General features: G+C 73.0%; 21 protein-coding genes. 13 read left to right on the top strand and 8 right to left on the bottom strand.

Going from position 1 to position 21,112, the window contains the following annotated elements; all coding sequences use genetic code 11:
* The first annotated feature begins 254 nt into the window (after window positions 1–254).
* The 5 genes from OOJ98_RS11555 to OOJ98_RS11535 all read left to right on the top strand — a co-directional run bounded on the left by OOJ98_RS11555 (window position 255) and on the right by OOJ98_RS11535 (window position 5,731).
* The gene (locus OOJ98_RS11555; RefSeq protein ID WP_267054548.1) at window positions 255–842 is read left to right on the top strand and encodes a hypothetical protein; all 588 of its coding nucleotides are present in this window, start codon (window positions 255–257) and stop codon (window positions 840–842) included.
* A 297-nt stretch (window positions 843–1,139) separates the two neighbouring features.
* Window positions 1,140–1,598: a DUF6643 family protein gene (locus OOJ98_RS11550; RefSeq protein WP_267054547.1), complete on the top strand. Its 459-nt coding sequence runs from the start codon at window positions 1,140–1,142 to the stop codon at window positions 1,596–1,598.
* Between the two features lie 57 nt (window positions 1,599–1,655).
* Window positions 1,656–2,489 (top strand): MOSC domain-containing protein, encoded by an 834-nt coding sequence (locus OOJ98_RS11545; protein ID WP_267054546.1) that lies wholly within the window; start codon window positions 1,656–1,658, stop codon window positions 2,487–2,489.
* A 118-nt stretch (window positions 2,490–2,607) separates the two neighbouring features.
* Window positions 2,608–3,213 (top strand): hypothetical protein, encoded by a 606-nt coding sequence (locus tag OOJ98_RS11540; RefSeq protein WP_267054545.1) that lies wholly within the window; start codon window positions 2,608–2,610, stop codon window positions 3,211–3,213.
* Between the two features lie 112 nt (window positions 3,214–3,325).
* Window positions 3,326–5,731 (top strand): right-handed parallel beta-helix repeat-containing protein, encoded by a 2,406-nt coding sequence (locus OOJ98_RS11535; protein WP_267054544.1) that lies wholly within the window; start codon window positions 3,326–3,328, stop codon window positions 5,729–5,731.
* Here the strand turns inward: OOJ98_RS11535 and OOJ98_RS11530 are convergent.
* Entirely contained in the window at window positions 5,701–8,049 is a 2,349-nt protein-coding gene (locus OOJ98_RS11530; protein WP_267054543.1) for a hypothetical protein, read from the bottom strand. The two genes, OOJ98_RS11535 and OOJ98_RS11530, sit on opposite strands and share 31 nt — an antisense overlap.
* A gap of 190 nt (window positions 8,050–8,239) precedes the next feature.
* Between OOJ98_RS11530 and OOJ98_RS11525 the strand changes: the two genes are divergently transcribed.
* Window positions 8,240–9,088 (top strand): DeoR/GlpR family DNA-binding transcription regulator, encoded by an 849-nt coding sequence (locus OOJ98_RS11525; protein ID WP_267054542.1) that lies wholly within the window; start codon window positions 8,240–8,242, stop codon window positions 9,086–9,088.
* Window positions 9,089–9,198: 110 nt separating this feature from the next.
* Complete coding sequence (locus OOJ98_RS11520; RefSeq protein WP_267054541.1) at window positions 9,199–9,681, top strand: SRPBCC family protein; 483 nt, start codon at window positions 9,199–9,201, stop codon at window positions 9,679–9,681.
* 268 nt (window positions 9,682–9,949) lie between these two features.
* On the opposite strand, the gene OOJ98_RS11515 is transcribed toward OOJ98_RS11520, so the two are convergent.
* From OOJ98_RS11515 to OOJ98_RS11500, 5 genes are all read right to left on the bottom strand, one after another.
* On the bottom strand, window positions 9,950–10,195 hold the full coding sequence (locus OOJ98_RS11515) for a hypothetical protein (protein WP_267054540.1): 246 nt from the start codon (window positions 10,193–10,195) through the stop codon (window positions 9,950–9,952).
* 296 nt (window positions 10,196–10,491) lie between these two features.
* On the bottom strand, window positions 10,492–10,731 hold the full coding sequence (locus tag OOJ98_RS34890; RefSeq protein WP_353963737.1) for a chaplin family protein: 240 nt from the start codon (window positions 10,729–10,731) through the stop codon (window positions 10,492–10,494).
* A 362-nt stretch (window positions 10,732–11,093) separates the two neighbouring features.
* Window positions 11,094–12,653: an FAD-dependent monooxygenase gene (locus tag OOJ98_RS11510; RefSeq protein WP_267054539.1), complete on the bottom strand. Its 1,560-nt coding sequence runs from the start codon at window positions 12,651–12,653 to the stop codon at window positions 11,094–11,096.
* 146 nt (window positions 12,654–12,799) lie between these two features.
* Entirely contained in the window at window positions 12,800–13,705 is a 906-nt protein-coding gene (locus OOJ98_RS11505; RefSeq protein ID WP_267054538.1) for a universal stress protein, read from the bottom strand.
* Between the two features lie 85 nt (window positions 13,706–13,790).
* Window positions 13,791–14,891, bottom strand: a complete 1,101-nt coding sequence (locus OOJ98_RS11500; protein WP_267054537.1) for a PLP-dependent cysteine synthase family protein — start codon at window positions 14,889–14,891, stop codon at window positions 13,791–13,793.
* Window positions 14,892–15,109: 218 nt separating this feature from the next.
* Here OOJ98_RS11500 and OOJ98_RS11495 point away from each other — a divergent pair, with 218 nt between their 5' ends.
* Both OOJ98_RS11495 and OOJ98_RS11490 read left to right on the top strand, forming a co-directional pair.
* Complete coding sequence (locus tag OOJ98_RS11495; RefSeq protein WP_267055602.1) at window positions 15,110–15,439, top strand: hypothetical protein; 330 nt, start codon at window positions 15,110–15,112, stop codon at window positions 15,437–15,439.
* Between the two features lie 149 nt (window positions 15,440–15,588).
* A complete protein-coding gene (locus tag OOJ98_RS11490) occupies window positions 15,589–16,113 on the top strand; it encodes an ATP-binding protein (RefSeq protein WP_267054536.1) in 525 nt (174 codons plus the stop codon).
* Window positions 16,114–16,889: 776 nt separating this feature from the next.
* On the opposite strand, the gene OOJ98_RS11485 is transcribed toward OOJ98_RS11490, so the two are convergent.
* A complete protein-coding gene (locus tag OOJ98_RS11485; protein ID WP_267055601.1) occupies window positions 16,890–17,177 on the bottom strand; it encodes an SHOCT domain-containing protein in 288 nt (95 codons plus the stop codon).
* A 196-nt stretch (window positions 17,178–17,373) separates the two neighbouring features.
* Between OOJ98_RS11485 and OOJ98_RS11480 the strand changes: the two genes are divergently transcribed.
* The 4 genes from OOJ98_RS11480 to OOJ98_RS11465 are packed head-to-tail and all read left to right on the top strand — an operon-like array spanning window position 17,374 to window position 19,889.
* Window positions 17,374–17,946 (top strand): TetR/AcrR family transcriptional regulator, encoded by a 573-nt coding sequence (locus OOJ98_RS11480; RefSeq protein ID WP_267054535.1) that lies wholly within the window; start codon window positions 17,374–17,376, stop codon window positions 17,944–17,946.
* Between the two features lie 56 nt (window positions 17,947–18,002).
* Window positions 18,003–18,431, top strand: a complete 429-nt coding sequence (locus OOJ98_RS11475; RefSeq protein ID WP_267054534.1) for a cupin domain-containing protein — start codon at window positions 18,003–18,005, stop codon at window positions 18,429–18,431.
* Window positions 18,432–18,441: 10 nt separating this feature from the next.
* Complete coding sequence (locus OOJ98_RS11470) at window positions 18,442–19,011, top strand: DUF4865 family protein (protein ID WP_267054533.1); 570 nt, start codon at window positions 18,442–18,444, stop codon at window positions 19,009–19,011.
* Complete coding sequence (locus OOJ98_RS11465) at window positions 19,005–19,889, top strand: phosphotriesterase (RefSeq protein WP_267054532.1); 885 nt, start codon at window positions 19,005–19,007, stop codon at window positions 19,887–19,889. Before OOJ98_RS11470 ends, OOJ98_RS11465 begins: the two co-directional genes overlap by 7 nt.
* Here the strand turns inward: OOJ98_RS11465 and OOJ98_RS11460 are convergent.
* Window positions 19,877–21,097 carry an ROK family protein gene (locus tag OOJ98_RS11460; RefSeq protein WP_267054531.1) on the bottom strand — a complete coding sequence of 407 codons (1,221 nt, stop codon included), beginning with the start codon at window positions 21,095–21,097 and terminating at the stop codon, window positions 19,877–19,879. The genes OOJ98_RS11465 and OOJ98_RS11460 overlap by 13 nt on opposite strands.
* Window positions 21,098–21,112: the final 15 nt, after the last annotated feature.

Genomic DNA, 21,112 nt, shown 5'->3' with positions numbered 1-21,112 from the left:
CAAAAGGGCTAGGTGCGCGATCGGGCGGGGTTCCCTGGCCGGGTGACGGGGAGGCCCCCACCACCCGGCCAGGGAAGGGCCCGGCCGAGTCCCGGCACGGCATGCGGGCGCCGGAGGGCGGCCGCGCCGGGCGCCTCACACGGGTACGGGGCTTGGGCCAGACGGACGACGTGGTGTCCGGATCGTGCGCCCCACCGCGGCGGCGGGGCCGGCGGGTTCACAGCTCCACAGGTTCCTCGGCCATACTTCCGCCCGTGGAGCAACGATCAGAACACCAGTACTTGCCCCTGACCGGTGCGGCGACGGACCCCTCGTACGTCCCCGGCCTCGTACCGCCTCGCGCCACCGCGCCCGAGGAGGTGTTGCCCGACGCGGCCCGCGCAGCGGACGCCACGGCGGAAGCGGGTGCGGACGCGGCGGACGCTGCGGACCCGACGGCCGCCGAACCGGAGGCGGACGGCGGAGCCGGCGGCGGCGATGAGGCCGAGGCGGACGGGGACGCGCGCGGTGAAGCCGGCGACACGGCCGAGGCCCACGAGGCCAACGGGACGGACGACGCGGGCGACCGGCCCGCGTACGAGATATCCGACCGGGTGGGCTCGATCGTCGCCGACCACCGGGGGATCCGGCTGCGCCTGCACGAGGAGGAGGCCGACTTCCGCTGGGACGAGGTCAGCGCGGTCGAGTACAGCACGCCACGCTGGTCGCGGCGGTTCGAGATCGCCGTGTACACGGCCGCACCCCGGCGGTTCTCGCACGATGTCCAGGCCGCCGACCGGGCCGAGCTCGCCCGGTGGAGCGAACAGCTCGAAGCAGTGCTCGACGCGTACTTCGAGAACTGACCCACCGCCCCCGCCTGAGCCGTGCCGGACGCGGCCGCCCTCCACCCCCCGCATCGACGATCGCCAACTCCTGTGTGCCGCACGGGAGTTGGCGACGTGCGTTCCGGCCCTTCACCTCACCCACACACGCCCTTCGGGCGACGTATGTGCGCGCCACACCTCGCGCCGTGACGGAGCCGTGGACGCAGGGTGGGTGCCCGATGTTTCGGCAGGTCAAGCCGTTTAAAACGACGTAAAACGGATGACCAGGAGATTGGGGCTCCCCAACGGCCACATCGTGGGCTTAACTTATGTGCCATGACCTCCCCCCGCTCCACCTATGGCGGCGGTTACTACTCCGCGCCGTTCTTCCCGGACACCCCCATCTACGACTCCCTCGTCGCAGAAAGGGGCACACCTCAGATCGCCCCGATCCGAGTCCCTTCCCTCTACGACACCGGCAGCAGCAACTACCTGCCGGCGCTTCCGTCGGCGCTGCCCGCGCTGCCGGCCGCCCCCTCGCAGCAGAGCCCCTCCTACGCCTCGTCGTACGGGTACCAGCAGCAGATGCAGCAGCCCGTACCGCTGCAGCACGCCGCCGCCCCGTACATCCCCCAGCAGCCCTCGGCCCCGCGCGGTTACCAGGGGCAGCAGGGCATGCCGCAGCGCCCTGTGCAGGGCACCGGGTACGAGGCCATGCGGCCCGCCGCACCCCGGCCCGCACCGGCTCCGTACGAGGATCCGTACAACCGCCCCTACCAGGGCACCGGGTACTGACCGAACCCGGATCCAGCCACCCGGACGGATGTCCGAAGTGGCTGGCACTATGTGTCCATGAACCAGGGGCACAACGCGGTTGTGGATGGGATCCACATCCATCCCGTCAAGTCGGTCGGGGGATACGACAGGGCGCAAGCGGCGGTCGAGCCATGGGGGCTCGCCGGGGACCGCCGCTGGATGCTGGTGGACACCCAGGGCGTCGCCGTCACCCAACGGGAGCGGCCCGCCCTGGCCCTGAGCAGTGCCGCCACACTGCCGGGCGGGAGTGTGCGGCTGTCCGCGCCGGGCCACGACGACCTGGTCGTGGAGCCACCGCGGACGGCGGAAGCCGAGACCGTGTCGCTCTTCGGCGGCAAGTTCGAGGCGGTGGCCGCCGACGGCGAGGCGCACCAGTGGTTCAGCTCCTATCTGGGCACCGCGGTACGGCTGATGCATCTCGACGACCCGGCGCACCGCCGGGCCATCGACGCGCGGTACGCGCCGCAGGGCGAGACGGTGAGTTTCGCCGACGGTTTTCCGCTCCAGATCGCCACGCGTTCCTCCCTCGACGCCCTCAACGCGCTGATCGCTCAGGGCGATCACGCCGCCGAGGGGCCGCTGCCGATGAACCGGTTCCGGCCCAATGTGGTGCTCGGCCACACCGAGCCGTGGGCCGAGGACTCCTGGTCGCGGATCGCCATCGGCGAGGTCGTCTTCCGGCTGGCGAAGCCCTGCGGCCGCTGCGTCATCACCACCACCGACCAGGCCACCGCGGAACGCGGCAAGGAACCGCTGCGCAGCCTGGCCCGGCACCGCCGCATCGGCGGCGCACTCGCCTTCGGCGTCCTGGTGCTGCCCGAGAACACCGGCACGATCCACGTCGGCGACCCGATGAAGGTCCTCGCCTAGACCGCTCGGCCGGCCCGCCCGGCCCGTCCGCATAGCTCTGCGCCACGCGGGAACTCCTGTGGGTAGCAGCAGCGTTGAACGGGACGAGCGGAGAAAGCCGGAAGGGGGCGGGTGGCCCGTGCGAGCCGTGGTCGGGGTGTGGCGCTGGCGGCGCAGTCCGCTGCGCCGGCGTACCGACGCCGTGGAGGCCTGGCTGGCGCTGGCCGCGCTGGCGCTCATGGTGTTCGCCGCGCCCGCCGTCGGAATCCTCTGCGGTTCGCTCACCGACACGAGTCTGCGCCGGGCCGTCGCCGAGCAGCTCAGGCACCGGCACGTCACGGCGGCCGTCGTGGTGCACCCGGCGGGGCGGCGGGCGCCGCTCGCCGAGCCGGACGGCACGATAGCCCGCGTCTCCCGCGGCCGGGTCGTCGCCAACTGGACGGCGTACGACGGAAGTCGGCACAGCGGCACCCTCGCATCACCGGAGCAAGCGCCCGGCCCCGGCTCCACGTTCCCTCTGTGGACCGATGACCACGGGCGCCCGGTGCCCCGGCCGATGGGCCCCTCCGCGGCGCGGACGCACGCCGTGTTCGCGGGGATCTGCGCGGCCGCGGCGAGCGCCGCCCTCATCGAGGCGGTCCGGCGGCTGATCGTATGGCGGCTGATACGCCGGCGGTACGAGCGACTGGACCGGGCATGGGCCCGATACGGTCCGGACTGGGGCCGTACGGGCGCGGGCAGCTGACCGGTCAACTCACCGGCTCCGCGCGCGCTACGGTGGACCATCAGTCGCGCATTCCAGGTCAGGTCGAGGTGTGTGCGAGGGCGTACGCACGAGGTGGGGGCACGACAGCACCATGGCTCAGGGCACGGTCCAGGTGACGCACACGGGCACGTCGAGGTGGCGCCGCCGCACGGGTGAGTACGCCTCTCTGGCCGCGGCCCTCGAAGCCGCGGGCGACGGCGACGTCCTGACCATCGCCCCCGGCACCTACCGGGAGAACCTGGTGCTGCAGCGCTCCGTCACGCTGCGCGGCCCCGAGGGCGCAGTCGGCTCGGTCCGGATCGCGCCGGCCGACGGCGTGGCGCTGACCGTGCGGGCCTCCGCGACCGTGCGGGACCTGTACCTGGAGGGCCAGGACGCGGCGGCGCCCGCGCTCCTCGTGGAGGACGGCGCGCCCGAGCTCGTCGACCTGCGGGTCGTGACGCGCTCGGCCGTCGGCATCGAGGTGCGCGGCGGCGCCCGGCCCACGGTGCGGCGCTGCACCGTGGACAACCCCGGCGGCGTGGGCATCGGCGTGTTCGACGGCGCGGGCGGCCTGTTCGAGGAGTGCGAGGTCGTGGCGGCCGGGCAGTCCGGAGTGTCGGTGCACGGCGGCGGCCATCCGCGTCTCGAGCGGTGCCGGGTGCACCATTCCAGCGGCGCCGGGCTCTCCGTGAGCGGCGAGGGCGCCGGCCTCGAGGCGCTCGGCTGCGAGGTGTACGAGATCAAGGGCGCCGGCGTGCAGATCGCGTCGCGCGCCACGGCCCACCTCACCGACTGCACGGTGCACCGCACCTCCGCCGACGGCATCACCCTGGACACCGACGCGGTCCTCACGCTCGCCGACTGCGACATCCACGACATCCCGGAGAACGCGGTCGACCTGCGGTCGCGTTCGGTGCTCACCCTGACCCGGACCAAGGTCCGCCGCTTCGGCCGCAACGGCCTCTCCGTGTGGGATCCGGGCACCCGGGTCGACGCCAACCAGTGCGAGATCCACGACAGTACGGGTGACTACCCGGCGGTGTGGGTCAGCGACGGCGCCGCCGCGGTCCTCGACGGATGCCGCGTCCACGACGTACCGGACGCGATCTTCGTGCTCGACCGGGGTTCGCGCGCCGACGTCGTCGACAGCGACCTCACCCAGGTCCGCAACACGGCGGTGTCGGTGAGCGACGGGGCGACCGCGCAGCTCGACGACTGCCGCATCAGCCAGGCCTCCACGGGCGCCTGGTTCCGTGACCACGGCAGCGGCGGCACCCTGGCGGGCTGCACCATCGACGGCGCGCAGACCGGCGTCATCGTCACCAAGGGCGCCGACCCCCGGATCGAGCGCGTCACGGTCACCTCGCCCGCCGAGGCCGGGTTCTACGTGTCGGCGCAGGGCCGGGGCACCTTCCACGGCTGCCGCGTCACCGGCAGCGGCGGGTTCGGCTTCCACGTCATCGACGGCTGCCGTACGACGCTGACGCGCTGCCGCACCGAGCGGTGTGCCCGCCGGGGCTACGAGTTCTCCGAGGACGGCGCGGTCGTCGAGGACTGCACCAGCGACGAGAGCGGCGCGAAGTCCGGCGCCGGCGCCGAACCGCCGGCCGTGCAGAGCGCGACCCAGACGATGGGGCTGCTCTCCGCCGTCCCCGGCCGGCGCCCCGTGGAGCCGGCGGTGGCCGAGCCGCCCGCCGAGCCCGCCCGCGCACCGGGCGCGGTGCTCGGTGAACTGGACACGCTGGTCGGCCTGGAGAGCGTCAAGCGCGAGGTGCGGGCGCTCACCGACATGATCGAGGTCGGGCGCAGACGGCAGCAGGCCGGGCTGAAGGCGGCGTCGGCCCGCCGCCACCTGGTCTTCACCGGCTCCCCCGGCACCGGAAAGACCACGGTGGCGCGCCTGTACGGCGAGATCCTGGCCTCCCTCGGCGTCCTGGAGCGCGGCCATCTCGTCGAGGTGTCCCGAGTGGACCTGGTGGGCGAGCACATCGGATCCACCGCGATCCGCACCCAGGAAGCCTTCGACCGGGCGCGCGGCGGGGTGCTGTTCATCGACGAGGCGTACGCCCTCTCCCCCGAGGACTCCGGCCGCGACTTCGGCCGGGAGGCCATCGACACGCTGGTGAAGCTGATGGAGGACCACCGTGACGCGGTGGTCGTCATCGTCGCCGGGTACACGGCGGAGATGGAGCGGTTCCTGAGCGTCAACCCCGGTGTCGCATCACGTTTCTCACGGACCATCAGGTTCTCCGACTACTCCGCGGACGAGTTGCTGCGCATCGTGGAGCAGCAGGCCGACGAGCACGAGTACCGGCTCGGCACGGGAACCGCGGAGAGTCTTCTGAAGTACTTCACGGCGCTGCCCCGGGGCGCCGCGTTCGGCAACGGGCGTACCGCGCGCCAGACGTTCGAGTCGATGGTGGAGCGGCATGCGGGCCGGGTCGCCCAGCTGCCCGACGCCAGCACCGACGATCTGACCCTGCTCTACCCTGAGGACCTTCCCGAACTGCTCTGATCCGTACGCGGGTTCCGATCCGTACGCGGATGGGGAACGCCCGACGCCAACTCGGCCAGGAGCAGAGCCCGTTCGCGGGCGAAGGCCGGATCCGCCTGGTAGTCGGAGTGGCCCAGGATCGGTGCGGGCAGCGGGTGTTCGCGGGTCCGCCCGTAGGCGACGGGGTCGAGCAGCGGGCCCTTGTCCACGTCGCCGCCGGTGCGCACGGGCCCGCCGATCGGGTCGGTGGCGCGCCACAGGTTGCGCCAGCAGTGCACTTCGCGGTGCAGGGCTTCGAGCGGCGCCGGACCGAAGTAGGTGGGGAACCAGCGCCCGTAGAGCCGCTCGACGGGGCAGCCGTAGGTGAGCAGGGCCACCCGGCGCCGGGTGGCGGCGGGCAGTTGCCACACGGCGGCGGCGGCGAGGACGCTGCCCTGCGAGTGGCCGGAGATCACGAGGCGTCCTCCGGTGCGCTCGGTCCAGGTGTTCATCCGCCACGCGAGATCGGGCACGGCCCGCTCGGCGTAGCAGGGCGGCGCGAAGGGGTGGGCGGCGCGCGGCCAGAACGTACCGACGTCCCACAGGATGCCGACGGTGCGGCGCGCGGCGGCGTCCTTGTAGGCGCGCCGGCCCCAGGTGACGAAGAGCAGGAAGCCGACGCCGGTGCACCAGGAGCCGAGCGACTGGGCGGCGTCGGCGCCGAAGGCGACCGGGTCGGGCGCGGTGTCGGCCGCTCTGGCCGGGACTTCACCGGCCCACCAGGCGCCCGCGAGGGCCGCGGCGCCGAGGACCAGGGACGCGGCGGCGAGGATGCCGACGAAGAGCGGGATGTGGTCGGTGAGCCCGGCCGTCGCGCGGGCGGCGGCGATCGTGCGGGTGCGGGCGGTGTCGGGCCGCTCGGTGGGGTAGTCGGCGATGACGCGGGGCGCGTCGGCGCGTGCGGTGCGCCAGGTGCGTACGGCGAAGAACAGCGCCACGGGCAGCAGCACCACGATCAGGGCGGGGATCACCGACGCCTGCCAGGTGAGCAGCGGGGGCGGCCCGTGGTAGGCGGCGCGGCTCATGCCGGGGGTCGCGCCGTGGTCCACCCAGTCGGCGACCCGTTGGGCGACGCCGCCGGTCATCACGCCGCCGAGCGCGCAGGCGAGCATCGCGACGGCGGGGCCGCCGAATCCACGCAGCGCGGTGCGCCGGCCCGGTGCCCGGCGGCGCAGCAGCTGGGCCACGGCGGCGAGCGCGACGACCAGGACGCCCTGCGCGAAGGCGAGGAGGCCGAAGGCGCGGTCGCCGGGCAGGGTGCCGGCCGAGACCCAGCCCGCGCGGTCCCACGACGCGTACAGCAGGGCGAGGACGAGCAGGGCGAGCGAGGTGGCGGGCAGCCAGGAGATGAGCGCCTGGTCGAGCCGCTCGTCGCGATGGGACTCGGTGCGCCCGCGGCGGCACACCACCCCCACCACGACGAGGCCGACGACGGCGAGCGCGCACTCCAACAGGAGGCCCAGGGCCGCCGGGGCGCCGCCGGCGGCGTGGTCGTGGCGGGCGGCAGCGACGGTCACGCCGGCGGCGGTGGTGAGGAACCCGGCGGCGGTGTGCGCGGCGCGCAGCCGGGCCACCAGGCGCCTGCCGTACCAGAACCCGGGGCGGCTGAAGGCCGGTTGGGGGGACCGGGGGTCGTCGGCGGGTTCGGTGTCCAGCGGCTGCTGGGACTCGTACGCGCTCCAGGTGCGGTTGGAGAGGTACCAGAGCAGGGCGATGAGGGCCGCGGGGACCAGGGCGGCGAGGGCGAGGCGCCGGCCGGGCCGGGACCACCAGCCGTGGTGGGCCACGGAGGTGAAGCCCAGCCAGTACCAGGAGCGGGAGCAGCCGGCGGTGCCCGCGCACTGCCACGCGGCGAGGTCGAGCGCGACCTCGCAGGCCGCCGCCACGAGCAGCACGGTGAGGCTGAGCGCGACGAGCCGCACCAGCACCCCGTACAGGCGGATCGCCCAGAGCGGGTCCTTGGCGGGCGGCCGCATCCAGTGGGCGAGGTTGACCACCATGAACGGCAGCAGGAGCAGCCACAGGGCGCGGGCGCTGTTGCCGGACGTCAGGTTGCACCAGACGTACGCCTCGGGCACCGGCCGGCCCCGGTAGCGCTCGGGATGGGCCTCGGCGTCGGCGTCCTCGGCGCAGCGGTAGACGGCGGCGGTGTCGTCGCCGGTGACGCGCACGGTGCGCGGGTCGCCGAGCATCTTCTGCGGGGTGGTGCCCCCGACTCCGTGGACCAGCAGTTCCAGGGCGGGGCCCGCGGCCTCGACGGCGGGAGCACCGCCCTCGGTGGCGGGTGTGGCACGGGACACGTCTGCGACTCCATCTCGTGGTGGCAGGATCGGCGGCGCGGCCGGCGCGGAGCTTTCAGGATCTCGGATCCGGGTGCCCCGGTGCAGTGCTCTCACGGAATCTCCCCGTGACAGGATGGGGTGGTGTGAGCCGAGGGGGCAGGTGTGCCCGGCGAGTGTGTTCGACGAAGTGGAAGGGACCGGCCCGGCAGTGAGCGACCACCAGAATCTGCTCGCGGAGCAGCGCCGTACGCTGATCCTCGACGAGGTCAGACGGCGCGGTGGGGTCCGGGTCAATGAACTCACCCGGAAACTCAACGTGTCCGACATGACGGTCCGCAGGGATCTGGACGCGCTGGCCCGCCAGGGCGTCATCGAGAAGGTGCACGGGGGCGCGGTGCCCGTCGCGGAGGCCACGGCGCACGAGCCGGGCTTCGAGGCGAAGTCGTCCCTGGAGCTGAGCGCCAAGCAGGACATCGCGCGGGAGGCGGCCAGGATGGCCGTGCCCGGCAGCGCCATCGCGCTGGCCGGCGGCACCACGGCGTACGCCCTTGCGCAGGAGCTGGTGGACGTACCGGAGTTGACGGTGGTCACCAACTCGGTGCAGGTCGCCGACGTCTTCCATGCCGCACAGCGCGCGTCCGCCGGTTCCGGGCCGCGCCCCGGGGCGGCGACGGTCGTCCTCACGGGCGGGGTGCGCACGCTCTCCGACACGCTGGTGGGGCCGGTCGCCGACGCCGCCATCCGCTCCCTCCACTTCGATGTGCTGTTCATCGGGGTGCACGGCATCTCGGTGGAGGCCGGCCTCTCCACGCCCAACCTGGCCGAGGCGGAGACCAATCGGCGCTTCGTGCAGTCGGCACGGCGGGTCGTGGTGATCGCCGACCACACCAAGTGGGGGACGGTGGGGCTCAGTTCGTTCGCCACACTGGACCAGGTCGACTCGCTGGTGACGGACGCGGGCCTGTCGGACCGCTCCCGCGCCGAGATGACCGAGCACCTCGGGGACGTCGTGGTGGCCGGGGAGAGCCCCGACAGCGGCGGCCCCGCAGACATCTGACGGACCGCCAGCTATGGTGTGCGGGCTCTCTCCCGCCGGGCGGTACGTGCTGTCGTGCGTACGCGCACGGTACGGGTTCCGCCGCGCCGAACGTCCAGGAGGAACGCGTCATGGCTCGCCGACTCAGCTCCGTGGAACTCGACTTCGCCGAGTCGGCGAAGGTGCGGCTGGTGTTCACCGCCCGGCTCTCGGCGCGGCCGGACGCCGTGTTCCGTGCGCTCGCCGACGAGGTGGCGGCCACGCCGGTCTGGTTCTCCCCGGTCGTGGCGGCCCGGCACCTGGACGGCGGGGCCGGGCGCGAGGTCAGGCTGCGGGGCGGGGTCTTCTTCCGCGAGACGATCATGGCGAGGGAGGCGGGCGCGCGGTACGCCTACCGGATCGACGAGACCAATGTCCCCGGGGTGACGGCCATGCTGGAGGACTGGCGTCTGGTCGCCTCCGGCTCCGGTACGGCCGTGCGCTGGACGATGGCGAGCGAGGGTCCGGCGCTGTTCCGGCTCGCCATGCGGGGGGCGGGGCCGGGGGTGGGGCGGTCCTTCAAAAACGCGATGCGCAACCTGAACCGCGTCCTGGCGCCTACGCCGGCTCCCTGACACTGCCGATGCCGGGACGGGATGGCAGGTCCACCCGGGCAACCCGGTCCGCGACGACCGGGGCGCCCCGCAGCCGGACGCGCTGCACAGCGTCCCGCCGCAGTCCCCTCGTCGTCCCACCTCGTCGTCCCGCCTCGCCGGCCAGGCCGACGCGAGCCCGCCTGGCCGGCGAGGCGCGCGGCCTGGACCCGCGTTGTTCCCGGTTCGAGCCCGGGGGCGGGCACCCGACGAATCAACAGGAGCAGGACCGGAGCGGTGCCTGGCGAGGCTAGTGCGCGTGGTTGAGGACGTTCCCGTTGGTGCAGTGGTTGACGGTGTTGCCGTTCCAGGCGCCGCCGACCGGGACAACGGCGAGTTCCTGGAAGCAGACGGAGGCAGCCGAGAAGTTCCAGTTGTTGGCGGCGTTGACGCCCTCGCCGAAGTTGCTGTCGTTGTCGTGGCCGTCGGCGTGGGCGGGGGCGGCGAGAGCGAGGCTCGCGAGGGCAAGCGCCGTGGCGCTGATGATCTTCTTCATGCGCTGAAAACGATCTATGTGGTGCGGCGGTACGGCCGATCACCCGAATGCCTATACGACCATCAGGGGGCGCACATGCGCTGTATCGACTGGCAAACCCGCGACCCATCGGGGCCGCTGGCGGGGCAAGGCGTGGTGCGACTGGGTGCTTGGGCGACTTTCCGGCGGACGGGGTGGATGTGGACCGTGTGCGCCGCTGCCCCTCGGTGGGGAGGACGTGGACGGCAACGTGCGGGTGCTGTCCACGGCTGCTACGGGCTCAAGGCGCGTACGGAGTTCGGGCCCGAGGCAGGAGGCTAGAGCCCCGTCGCGTCCAGCGCGTACTCATAAGTCGAAAGGGAGAGGAACTCGTTCACCTGCGGGAGATCTGCTCCGCCGCACTGGTTGAGCGGACTGCCGAGTGGGATTCCGGCAAGGTTCCCGGATGCCGATCCGGCGCCGTGCGTGGTCGCACCGTTGGCGTGAGCCCCCGTGTTCTGATTGGCGCAGCTTGTCCCGAACGCGGGAGACAGGAAGTCACCGATACCGCCTGCCATGGCGGGTGCGGCTGTGGCGAGGCTCGCGCCGATAGCTGCTGCGGCGATGCTGAGGGCTGTGGTTGTCCTGGTGGTCGTCACGGCCGGTGAACGAGGACAGCCTGTGCTGGTCACGGTAGCGAGGACACAGACGGCAACATTCCGGTGCTGGGCCGTGGGCGCGAGACGACCACGGAATTCGAGGTGGCGGTTAGCGGCTCGTCCACCGGGCGGCACCGGTTCCCGTGGCAACGGAGTTCGAGAGACGGCGGCAAGGAAGGTTGGCGCTGCTTCGTCATGCCCATATGTCTACGGGAGTCATGACCCGCGAGGGCTACCCATTGTGCGCGGGGCGGGCCCCGTCCGGGACAAGGGGCCCTGGGTCACAGGGAGTTGAGACGGTTCAACGTCTGCGGGAGGCCCTCCGGCGTGAGGCCGTCGTCGGAGCGGGCGGCGACGAAACCGTCCGGCCGCACCAGCAGCGCGCCCCCCGCGTCCATGCCGAGCGCGGACCAGAATTCCGCCTCGTTCTCCACCGCCCGCACCGCCACCGGCACCCCCTCCGCCGCGTCCGCCCACACCCCCGCGTCCTCCCCGACGAGGAGAACGTAGGCGGGGCCGCACAGGTCGAGCGTGGAGAGCCGGATGCCGTCGCGTTCCAGCCAGTGGTGCGGGACGCGGGTACCGGTCTGGCCGGTCAGCTCCTCGACCGTGTCTCCGGCCGGCGCGCCGTGGACGGCGGAGGACGCGTACCGGTAGCGGGTCATGATCTCCCCGGTGCCGAGCTGGCGCGCCAGCGCCTCGGCGTTGCCCGGTGTGCGGATGCCGTACCGGGCGAGGAAGTCCGTGCGCAGCCAGGCCTGTTCGGCGACGAGCACTCCGCGCGGGCGGCGCTCCGGCTCGTACGTGTCGAGCAGGGCGTCCGACGCCTGGCCGCGCAGGACGGCGGCGAGCTTCCACGCCAGGTTGTGCACGTCGGCGATGCCGGTGTTCGCGCCGAAGCCGCCCCAGGGGGCGTGCCGGTGGGCGGCGTCGCCCGCGAGGAAGGCCCGGCCGCTGCGGTAGGCGTCGGCGACCGCGGTACCGGTGTCCCAGGCCCCGCGGGCGAGCAGGTCGACACGAAGCTCCGGGTCGTCGATTCCGATGGCGGTGCGCAGCAGGGCGACGCAGCGGTCGTCGGGGTAGTCGCGCGGGTGCTCGCGCTCCGGGTCGTAGGCGAGGTGGAAGGACCATTCGTCGGTGTTGTTCTTGGCCAGGAAGAGCCCGGACACCTCGGGTCCGTCGATCTCGCACTGGCTGAAGGTGCGGTCGCGCACGACGTCGGTGAGGTCGGCACGGAAGTAGACATTGAGGTAGTGGTGGGTGGCGGGGCGGGTGGTGCTGGTGATGCCCAGGGTGGTGCGCACCGGGCTGCCGGCTCCGTCGGCTGCCAGGAGGTAGTCGGCGCGCAGGGTTTCGACGTGTCCCGTGGTGACGTCGGTGAGGGTGGCCACGACCTGGTCGTCGTCCTGGGTGAACGCCGTCAGCTCGGTGCCGAAGCGGATGTCGCCGCCGCGCTGTTCGGCGAGGTCGCGCAGGACGGGTTCGAGCAGGACCTGGGGGCAGAAGCAGAAGCCGGACGGGCTCTCGTCCACGCCGACCATGGCGCCGGTCGCGTAGACGTGGCGCAGGTCGAGCGCCTCGGATTCCACGATGCTGCGGCCGGTGCGCGCGCCGCCGAACCGGCCCATCTTCAGGGCGGACGCGCTCGCCGCCTGCACGGCGTCCTCGACGCCGATCTGCCGGAAGATCTCCACGGCACGGGTGTGCATACCGCGGGAGCGGGGCAGCACGGTCGGTTCGGTGTTGCGTTCCACCAGGACGTAATCGACCCCGTGGTACTCCAGGCAGAGGGCGGCGGTCAGCCCCACCAGTCCCCCGCCGACGATCAGTACAGATGGCATGACAGCTCCCGCGTTTTCCCCGTGCCGTTCAGTGGATCTTTCCTACCGTAGACAGCGAACGGGGCGCCGGGGGCAAACTGCGGGTCAACGCTGGGCGGCTCAACACGGCTCCGCAGAGGGGCACTTGAGGGGTGACGGGTGTCCGCTCAGTCGTCGCTGTGGTCCGGCACCACAGCCACCGGGCATTCCGTGTGGTGCAGCACCGCGTGGGCCACGGAGCCCATCAGCAGGGAGCCGGGCTTGAGGCGCCTGCGGTGGCGGCCCACCACGATCAGGGCGGCCGACGCGGAGGCGTCGACGAGGTGGCCCGCGGCATCGGCGGGTGCGATCAGCGCGTCCGTTTCGACGCCGGGGAAGCGGGCCTCGAAGGGGCTGAGCCGCTCGGCCTGCTCGCCGGCCATGTCGCGCTCGACGGGCTCGTACTGGTCGCGGTCGAGGGGGCCCGGCGGATACTCGCCCGCGACCATCAGCGCGGCCGGGGGCGGCGCCGGGTAGGCCGTGAGCACCTGGAGCGGCACCCGGCGGGCCGCGGCCTCCACGAAGGCGAACTCGATCACGTCGTCGGCGGTCTCGCCCAGGTTGAGTCCGAGCACGACCCGCCCCTCGGTGCGCTCGTCCGCCCCGGTACGGGCCAGGCGCGGCACCACCACCACGGGGCAGGGCGCCCGGGTGGCGACGGCCAGGCTGTTGGAGCCGAGGAGCAGGCTGGCGAAGCCGCCGCGCCCGCGCGAGCCCATCACCAGCATCCGCGCGCCGCTCCCCAACGCGTGCAGCGCGTCGGGGACTTCGCCTTCGAGGGAGTCGAACCGCACGGAGGGCAGTTCGTCGCGGCCGGAGAGTGCGGCGCGGACCCGGTCGGTCACCGGGTCGTTGAGCGCGGGGCCGGGCCCGAGCGCGGATCTGCGGGCCGCCCAGAGCTGGGTGTGGTCGGGCAGGACATGCGCGATCACCAGCTCGGCGGCGAGTCTGCGGGCGGTGGGAATGGCCCATTCCAGAGCTCGCAGGCTGTGGTCGGATCCGTCTACGGCGACGGCTACCGGGCGCGTGTCCATGACGTCACCCTGGCACGCGCCGTCCGGTACCGCACGGGCAGAAGGTCCCGGTGTGTCCGGTTCTCGCGGCCGGTCCGCGCCCCGGTCAGCGGACGGCCCACACCCCGGTCTCCAGGAAGGTGTCGAGGGTGGCGGCGTACGGGGTGATGTCGAGGCCCTGCTCGGCGAGCCAGGTGTCCGAGTAGTACTTGTCGAGGTAGCGGTCGCCCGGGTCGCAGAGCAGCGTGACGATGCTGCCGGTGCGGCCGTCGGCGACCATCTCGGCGACGATCCGCAGGGCGCTCCACAGCCCGGTGCCGGTGGAGCCGCCGGCCTTGCGGCCGATCGCCTTCTCCAGGGCCCGTACCGCAGCGACGCTCGCCGCGTCCGGGACCTTCATCATCCGGTCGATGGCGCCGGGCACGAAGCTCGGCTCCATGCGCGGCCGGCCGATGCCTTCGATGCGCGAGCCGCAGTCGCTGGAGGCGAGTGCGTCGCCCTTGGTCCAGCCGTCGAAGAAACAGGAGTTCTCGGGGTCGGGCACACAGATCAGCGTGTCGTGCTGCATGTAGTGCACATAGCGCGCGATGGTGGCCGATGTGCCGCCGGTGCCGGCCGTGGCGACGATCCAGGCCGGCTCGGGGTAGCGCTCCAACTTCAGCTGCTGGTAGATGGATTCGGCGATGTTGTTGTTGCCGCGCCAGTCGGTGGCCCGCTCCGCGTAGGTGAACTGGTCCATGTAGTGGCCGCCGGTCTCCGCGGCGAGCCGCGCGGACTCCTCGTACATCTTCATGGAGTCGTCGACGAAGTGGCACTGGCCGCCGTGGAATTCGATCAGGCGGCACTTCTCGGCGCTGGTGGTGCGGGGCATGACGGCGATGAACGGCACGCCGATCAGTTTGGCGAAGTACGCCTCGGAGACGGCGGTCGAGCCGCTGGAGGCCTCGATGACGGGCTTGCCCGGCCGGATCCAGCCATTGCACAGGCCGTAGAGGAAGAGCGAGCGGGCGAGCCGGTGCTTGAGGCTGCCGGTGGGGTGGGTCGACTCGTCCTTGAGGTAGAGGTCGATGCCCCACGCCTCGGGCAGCGGAAAGCGCAGGAGGTGGGTGTCGGCGGAGCGGTTGGCGTCGGCCTGGACCTTGCGCACGGCTTCCTTCAGCCAGGCCCGGTACCGCGGATCGCTGCGGTCCACATCGATGGTTTCCATGCCACTCCTCGTCGTGTCTGCGTGCCGCCCCCATGGCTGACAATACCGCTCTCACCTGCACAAACGTTGCCTTTGGGTATCCATAGGAGTGGCTTGTGGGACGGGTGGTGAGCGCTGGACGGCGCTGGCCCGGACCCGATCCCCCACGCACCCTGGTGCGTAGGCTCGACGTTGTGCAGACTGCCCACCAGGAGCGACGCGAAGGGGGCCGGATGGTCATGGCCGAACCCGAGTTCAGTGCGAAGGGCGTGCGGATCGAGCGGTGGTCGCGCTCGCTGACGAGAGCCGGCGAGGTTCTGATCAAGGACGGCCGGCTCGCCCTGCTCACCAGCAACGGGCGGGAGATCGACAGCGCGCCCGTCGACGCGGTCAGCACGGCGCGGCCCTGGCTGCCCTGGCTCGCCAAGGAGGACCGGACGGTGGCGCGACTGAACGGCACCCGCTACCGACTGACGATGGGCGGGGAGCCGGGCCGTTCCCGCGAACCCGATCTGACGCGGCGATTCCTGCAGGCCATCCGGCAGACGGCGCACGGCGCGCACCACTGAACCTGCGTGCGCCGGCGGGTGCGAGTTGCGCACAACCCACCGCTGGTTCACGCTGGTGTCACATCACTGAGGGTTTACCGGCGGTGACGCTCTGAGCAAGGCCGCCGGACCAGACAGCTACTTCCGGACCTAATCGGGGAGTCGCAACCGTGATCAGCCAGCCAAGCAGGCAGTGCACGGTGGAGCTCCAAGCCCTGCCGTCGCGGATCGGACAGGTCCGCAGAATCGTATCGGCGCAGTTGCGTTACTGGCATCTGGATCCGCTGATAGACGAGGCGGCGCTCGGTGTCACCGAGTTGCTGACCAATGTCCACCGGCACGCCGAGCCGGACAAGATGTGCACGGTGGAGATCGAGCTGCTGCTCGACCGGCTCACCATTTCCGTCCATGACCATGATCCGACGCTGCCGCCCGCGGTGCGCAAGGCCGAAGGCATGGCCACCGGCGGCCGTGGGCTCGCGCTGATCGCCGCGGTCAGCGAGGCGTGGGGGGTGCACCCGCTGGGCGAGTCGGGCAAGACCGTGTGGTTCACCCTTGCCGCACCCTCACCCGCCACCGCGCTTCCCTCGTACCCGCTGTACGAGCCGACGGCTACGCCCGCGTTCAAGGAGAGCAGGCCGCGCCCGGTGCGCGAACGCGTGACGGCCGCCGCCCGGTCGACCGTCACGACCTGACCGGACGCGGCGGGTTCTGTGGCCGGGGCCGCGCGGGCCTCGCGCGGGCCGAAAGCCGTGTGGGCCGGGGCCGCATGAGCCGGAGGCTGTGTGGGCCGCGGGTCATGTGCACGGAGGCCACATGGACCGGAGGTCACTTGGGCCACAGGTCAGGTGCGCGGAGGCCGTGCGGGCGGAGGCCATGTGCGCGGAGCTCACGTGCGCGGAGGCCATGTGGGCAGAGGCCACGTGCACGGGAGCTCCCGTGCGCGGAGCTCACGTGCACGGAGCTCACGTACACGGAGGCCGTGTGGGCAGAGGCCATGTGCACGGAGCTCACGTACACGGAGCTCACGTACACGGAGGCCATGTGGGCAGAGGCCACGTGCACGGAGTTCACGTGCACGGAGCTCACGTACACGGAGGCCGTGTGGGCAGAGGCCATGTGGACAGAGGCCACACGGGCAGAGGTCACGTGCGCGGAGGCCACATGTGCGGAGGCCACATGCACCCCGGGCCAAGTGTGCCCCAGGCCCTGTCCGCCGGATTTCGCGGCGGTCGCGGCGGGCCCGCTGGAGCCCGTCCGGCCGTGGGGCCCGCGGTCCCGCCGGGGTCCGCACGGCCGAGGTCGTGACCCGCAGTCCCGGTCCCGGCCCGCACGGCCGAGGTCGTGGCCCGCGCACCCGACTCGTCACCCGCACGCCCGAGTCACAGCCCGCAGGCCCGGGGTCGCGACCCGCCACGCCCGAGTCCCGACTCGCACCCCCGAGGTCGCGGGTCACGCGGCCGGGCCGCGCTCACGGCGTGCTGCCCCTACCCGTGCCGGTGAGGTGGTTCCGTCCGAAGTGCTCTTCCAGGACGGAGATCCGGCGCCAGTACTCCTCCTCGTCGATCTCTCCCGCGGCGAAGCGCCGGCCGAGGACGGCGATGGGCGAACGGTCGTCGAGCGGCGGGCGCCAGGACGCCCGCCGGCCGCGCCATCCGGCCCGCCGCGCCACGGTGACGACGGTGGCGATCACGGCCGCCCAGATCAGCGGGACGAAGAGGATCCAGGGTCCGGGCCCCGCGTAGGCCAGGGTGTTCATCTCGCTCAGCTCCCTCGATGGTTCCCCGGCCCCGCCCGACGGAGCGGGCCGGTTCATGCTTCGAGCCTCCTCCCGGCCGCGGGGGTACGTCGTCGTACCGCGGGCGGCAGTCGGCGTACCCCCGCCGGAGTAGGCGGTGTCCCGCCCCCCTGCCCGGCACGAAATCGCGGTCGCCCTGGATTCTGTACCTACTGGTATGTACAGTGACGTCATGAGCACTTCTGAGCGTCTGATCTCCGCCACCCGGGAGCTGTTGTGGGAGCGGGGGTACGTGGGCACCAGCCCCAAGGCCATCCAGCAGCAGGCGGGCGCCGGCCAGGGCAGCATGTACCACCACTTCGCGGGCAAGCCTGATCTGGCGCTCGCCGCGATCCGGCGCACCGCCGAGGAGATGCGTGCCACGGCCGAGGCCACCTTCGGCGGCGACGGCACGGCGTACGACCGCATCGCGGCGTATCTGCTGCGCGAGCGCGACGTGCTGCGCGGCTGCCCCGTCGGGCGCCTCACGATGGACCCCGAGATCATCGCCGACGCCACGCTGCGCGCACCCGTCGACGAGACGCTCGACTGGCTGCGCGACCGGATCGCCGGGATCGTCCAGGAGGGCCTGGACCAGGGCGAGTTCGCCGCCCACGTGGTGCCGCGCGAGATCGCCTCGGCCGTCGTGGCGACCGTCCAGGGCGGCTATGTGCTGGCCCGCGCCTCCGGCTCGCCCGAGGCGTTCGACGCCGGTGTCCGCGGCCTGCTCTCGCTGCTCGCCCCCCGGTGACCGGCCGCCCCGCTCGTACCTCACTCCGTCAACTACCAGCGAAGGAACGGCTGTACGTGAACATCACCCGGCAACGCCCCGACTCCCGGCCCGGACCTGCCGAGAACTTCACCGGCACGGTGTGGCTCGACGAGATCGCGGCGCCCCGACCCCCGTCCCGGCTACGGATGTTCAACGTCCACTTCGCGCCCGGCGCGCACACCGCCTGGCACCGCCACCCGCACGGCCAGGTGCTCCATGTGACGCAGGGCGAGGGCCTGGTACAGCGCCGGGGCGGAGAGGTGGAGCCGATCAGGGCGGGCGACACGGTCTGGATCGAGCCCGACGAGTGGCACTGGCACGGAGCGGGCCCGCGCACCTTCATGACGCACCTCGCGGTCGTGGAGGCGTCCGCCGACGGCACGACCACCGACTGGGACCGCCATGTCGCCGCCGACGCCTACCCGGCCGCGGCCGGTTTTGCCGCACCTGCCGCCGCTGTCTGAGGAGGACGCCATGCAGGCCATGCAGTACGAGATCACCCTGCCCGCCGACTACGACATGGAGATCATCCGCAAGCGCGTGGCCACCCGGGGCCACCTCCTGGACGACTTCCCCGGGCTCGGCCTCAAGGCGTATCTGATGCGTGAGCGCGGCGCCGGATCTCCGGTCAACTCCTATGCCCCGTTCTACCTCTGGGCCACGCCCGAAGGCATGCACTCCTTCCTGTGGGGTCCCGGGTTCCAGGGCATCGTCGACGACTTCGGGCGCCCGCGGGTGCGGCACTGGGCCGGCCTCGCGTATGCCGAGGGGCCGGCGTCCGCGGCGGCGCCGGTCGCCGCGACCCGGCTGTGCGTGCCGGTCCCCGAGGGGGTCGAACCCGCCGGGTTCGTGGCGCGGGAGGCGGACCGGGCGCTCGCCCCGGGGGCGGTGGCGAGCGCCGTGGCCATCGATCCGGACCGCTGGGAGCTGGTGCGGTTCACCCTGTGGGAACGGCCCGATCCGCCGGAGCCGGGCGACCGGTTCGAGGTGCTGCACCTGTCGCAGCCCGGTCGCGCCCGCCTGGCGCCGGGGCGGCAGTGGTGAGCGCGGTCCGCACGGTCCTCGGCGAGGTGGCGCCCGAGCGGCTCGGGGTCGTCGACGCGCACGACCACCTCTTCATCCGCAGCCCGCGCCTGCCGGGCCAGGAACTGGCCGACGTGGACCGGGCGGCGGCGGCGCTCGGCGAGTTCCGGGAGCTGGGCGGGGGCACGGTGGTCCAGTGGACGCCGTACGGGATGGGCCGGCGGATCGCCGAACTCCCCGCGCTGGCACGGGAGTCGGGGGTGCACATCATCGCCGCCACCGGGCTGCACCAGGCCGCGCACTACGCGCAGGAGGTACTGCGTTCCGTACGACACCGGCTCGCCGGGCTCTTCGTCGGCGAGCTGACCGAGGGCATCGGCGACACCGGGGTGCGGGCCGGGCTGATCAAGGTGGCGGGCGGCTTCCACGGGCTCGACGACCACGCCACGCTCACCCTGCGCGCCGCCGCCGAGGCACACCACGCCACGGGTGCGCCGATCGCCGTCCACCTGGAGCTCGGCACGGGCGCGCTCGACGTACTGGACCTGCTGTGCGGGGAGTTGGGGGTGGCGCCCCGCTCGGTGATCCTCGGCCATCTCAACCGCTCCCCCGACTTCGCGGTGCACCGCATGGCCGCCGAGGCGGGCGCCCATCTCGCCTTCGACGGGCCGTCGCGGGCCAACCACGCCACCGACTGGCGGATGCCGGACGCCGTGGCGGCGCTGGCGGACGCCGGGTTCGCCGACCGGCTGCTGCTCGGCGGGGACACCGTCACACCGGACACGCCGGGCATGCCCCATCTGCTGCGCCGGGTGCGGCCGAGGCTGGAACTCGCCCTGGGCCAAGAGCTGGTGGAGCGGATCCTCGTCACCAACCCGGCGCGCGTCTACGCCTGGTGAGCCAGGGCGCCCAGCGGGTCGTCGAGGACCGGCTGCCACGCCAACTCGGCTGCTCCGACAAGGCTGTTGTGGTCGAGGGAGCAGGCGAGGATCGGGACGCCACCGCTCTGCCCCCACAGGCTGCGGTCGGCCACCACGGCACGCAGCCGGTCCGGGTCCGCCTCCAGGAGCGCCTTGTGCAGGCCACCCAGGATGATGCGGTCCGGGTTGAGGATGTTGACGAGTCCGGCGAGGCCGAGGCCGAGCCGGTCGATGAGTTCCTCGGCGCCGCGGCGCACCGAGACGTCCGCGTACTCGTGGCGCAGCAGCGCCCGCGCCTGTTCGAGGAGCGAGACCTCGGGCCCGGGGGTGCGGCCGGCCGCGGTGAGGAGGGCGAGCGGGTCGGCCTCGACGTCGAGGCAGCCGCGGCTTCCGCAGTAGCAGGGGCGGCCGTCGGGGTTGACGGTGAGATGGCCGACTTCGAGGGCGAGGCCCGAACTCCCCGTGTGCAGGCGGCCGTCGAGGACGAGGGCGCCGCCGACACCGCGGTGGCCGGTGGCGACGCAGAGCAGGTGCTGGGCGCCGCGGCCCGCGCCGTGGCGGTGCTCGGCGAGCGCCGCGAGGTTGACGTCGTTGCCGGTGAACGCGGGGCCCGTGATGCCGGCCGCGCGCACCTGCTCGGCGAAGATCTCGCGCACCGGTGAGCCGGCCGGCCAGGCCAGGTGCAGCGGGTTGAGCGCGGTCCCCTCCGGTTCGGCGACGGCCGAGGGCACGGCGAGGCCCGCGCCCACACAGCGACGGCCGCTGCCCCTGAGCAGGGCCGCGCCGGCGTCGACGACGTGACCGAGGACCTGGGCCGGGTCGGCCGAGACGATGACGCGGCCCGGGTCGGTGGCGACGATCTCGCCGCCGAGGCCGACGAGCGCGGCCCGGAAGCCGTCGGCGTGCACCTGCGCGGCGAGCGCGACGGGGCCGGCGTCGTGGACGGCGAGGCGGTGCGAGGGGCGGCCCTGAGAGCCCGCCGCGGCGGGCCGGGAGTCGACCTGGATCAGGCCGAGCGCTTCGAGTTCGGCGGCGACCGCGCCGGCCGTGGCGCGGGTGACGCCGAGCTCGGCGGTGAGGACGGCGCGGGTGGGCGCGCGGCCGGTGTGCACCAGCTCCAGGGCGGGCCCGAGTGCGCCGCGGCCCCTGTCGAGCCTGCTCCGCGTGGTGGTCACCTTGCCGTTCATGGGGGCGAGTCTCCC

Origin of the sequence: Streptomyces sp. NBC_00083, from assembly GCF_026343295.1 — a bacterium.
Classification (GTDB): Bacteria; Actinomycetota; Actinomycetes; order Streptomycetales; family Streptomycetaceae; genus Streptomyces.
This window is presented reverse-complemented; position numbering and strand designations above follow the sequence as displayed.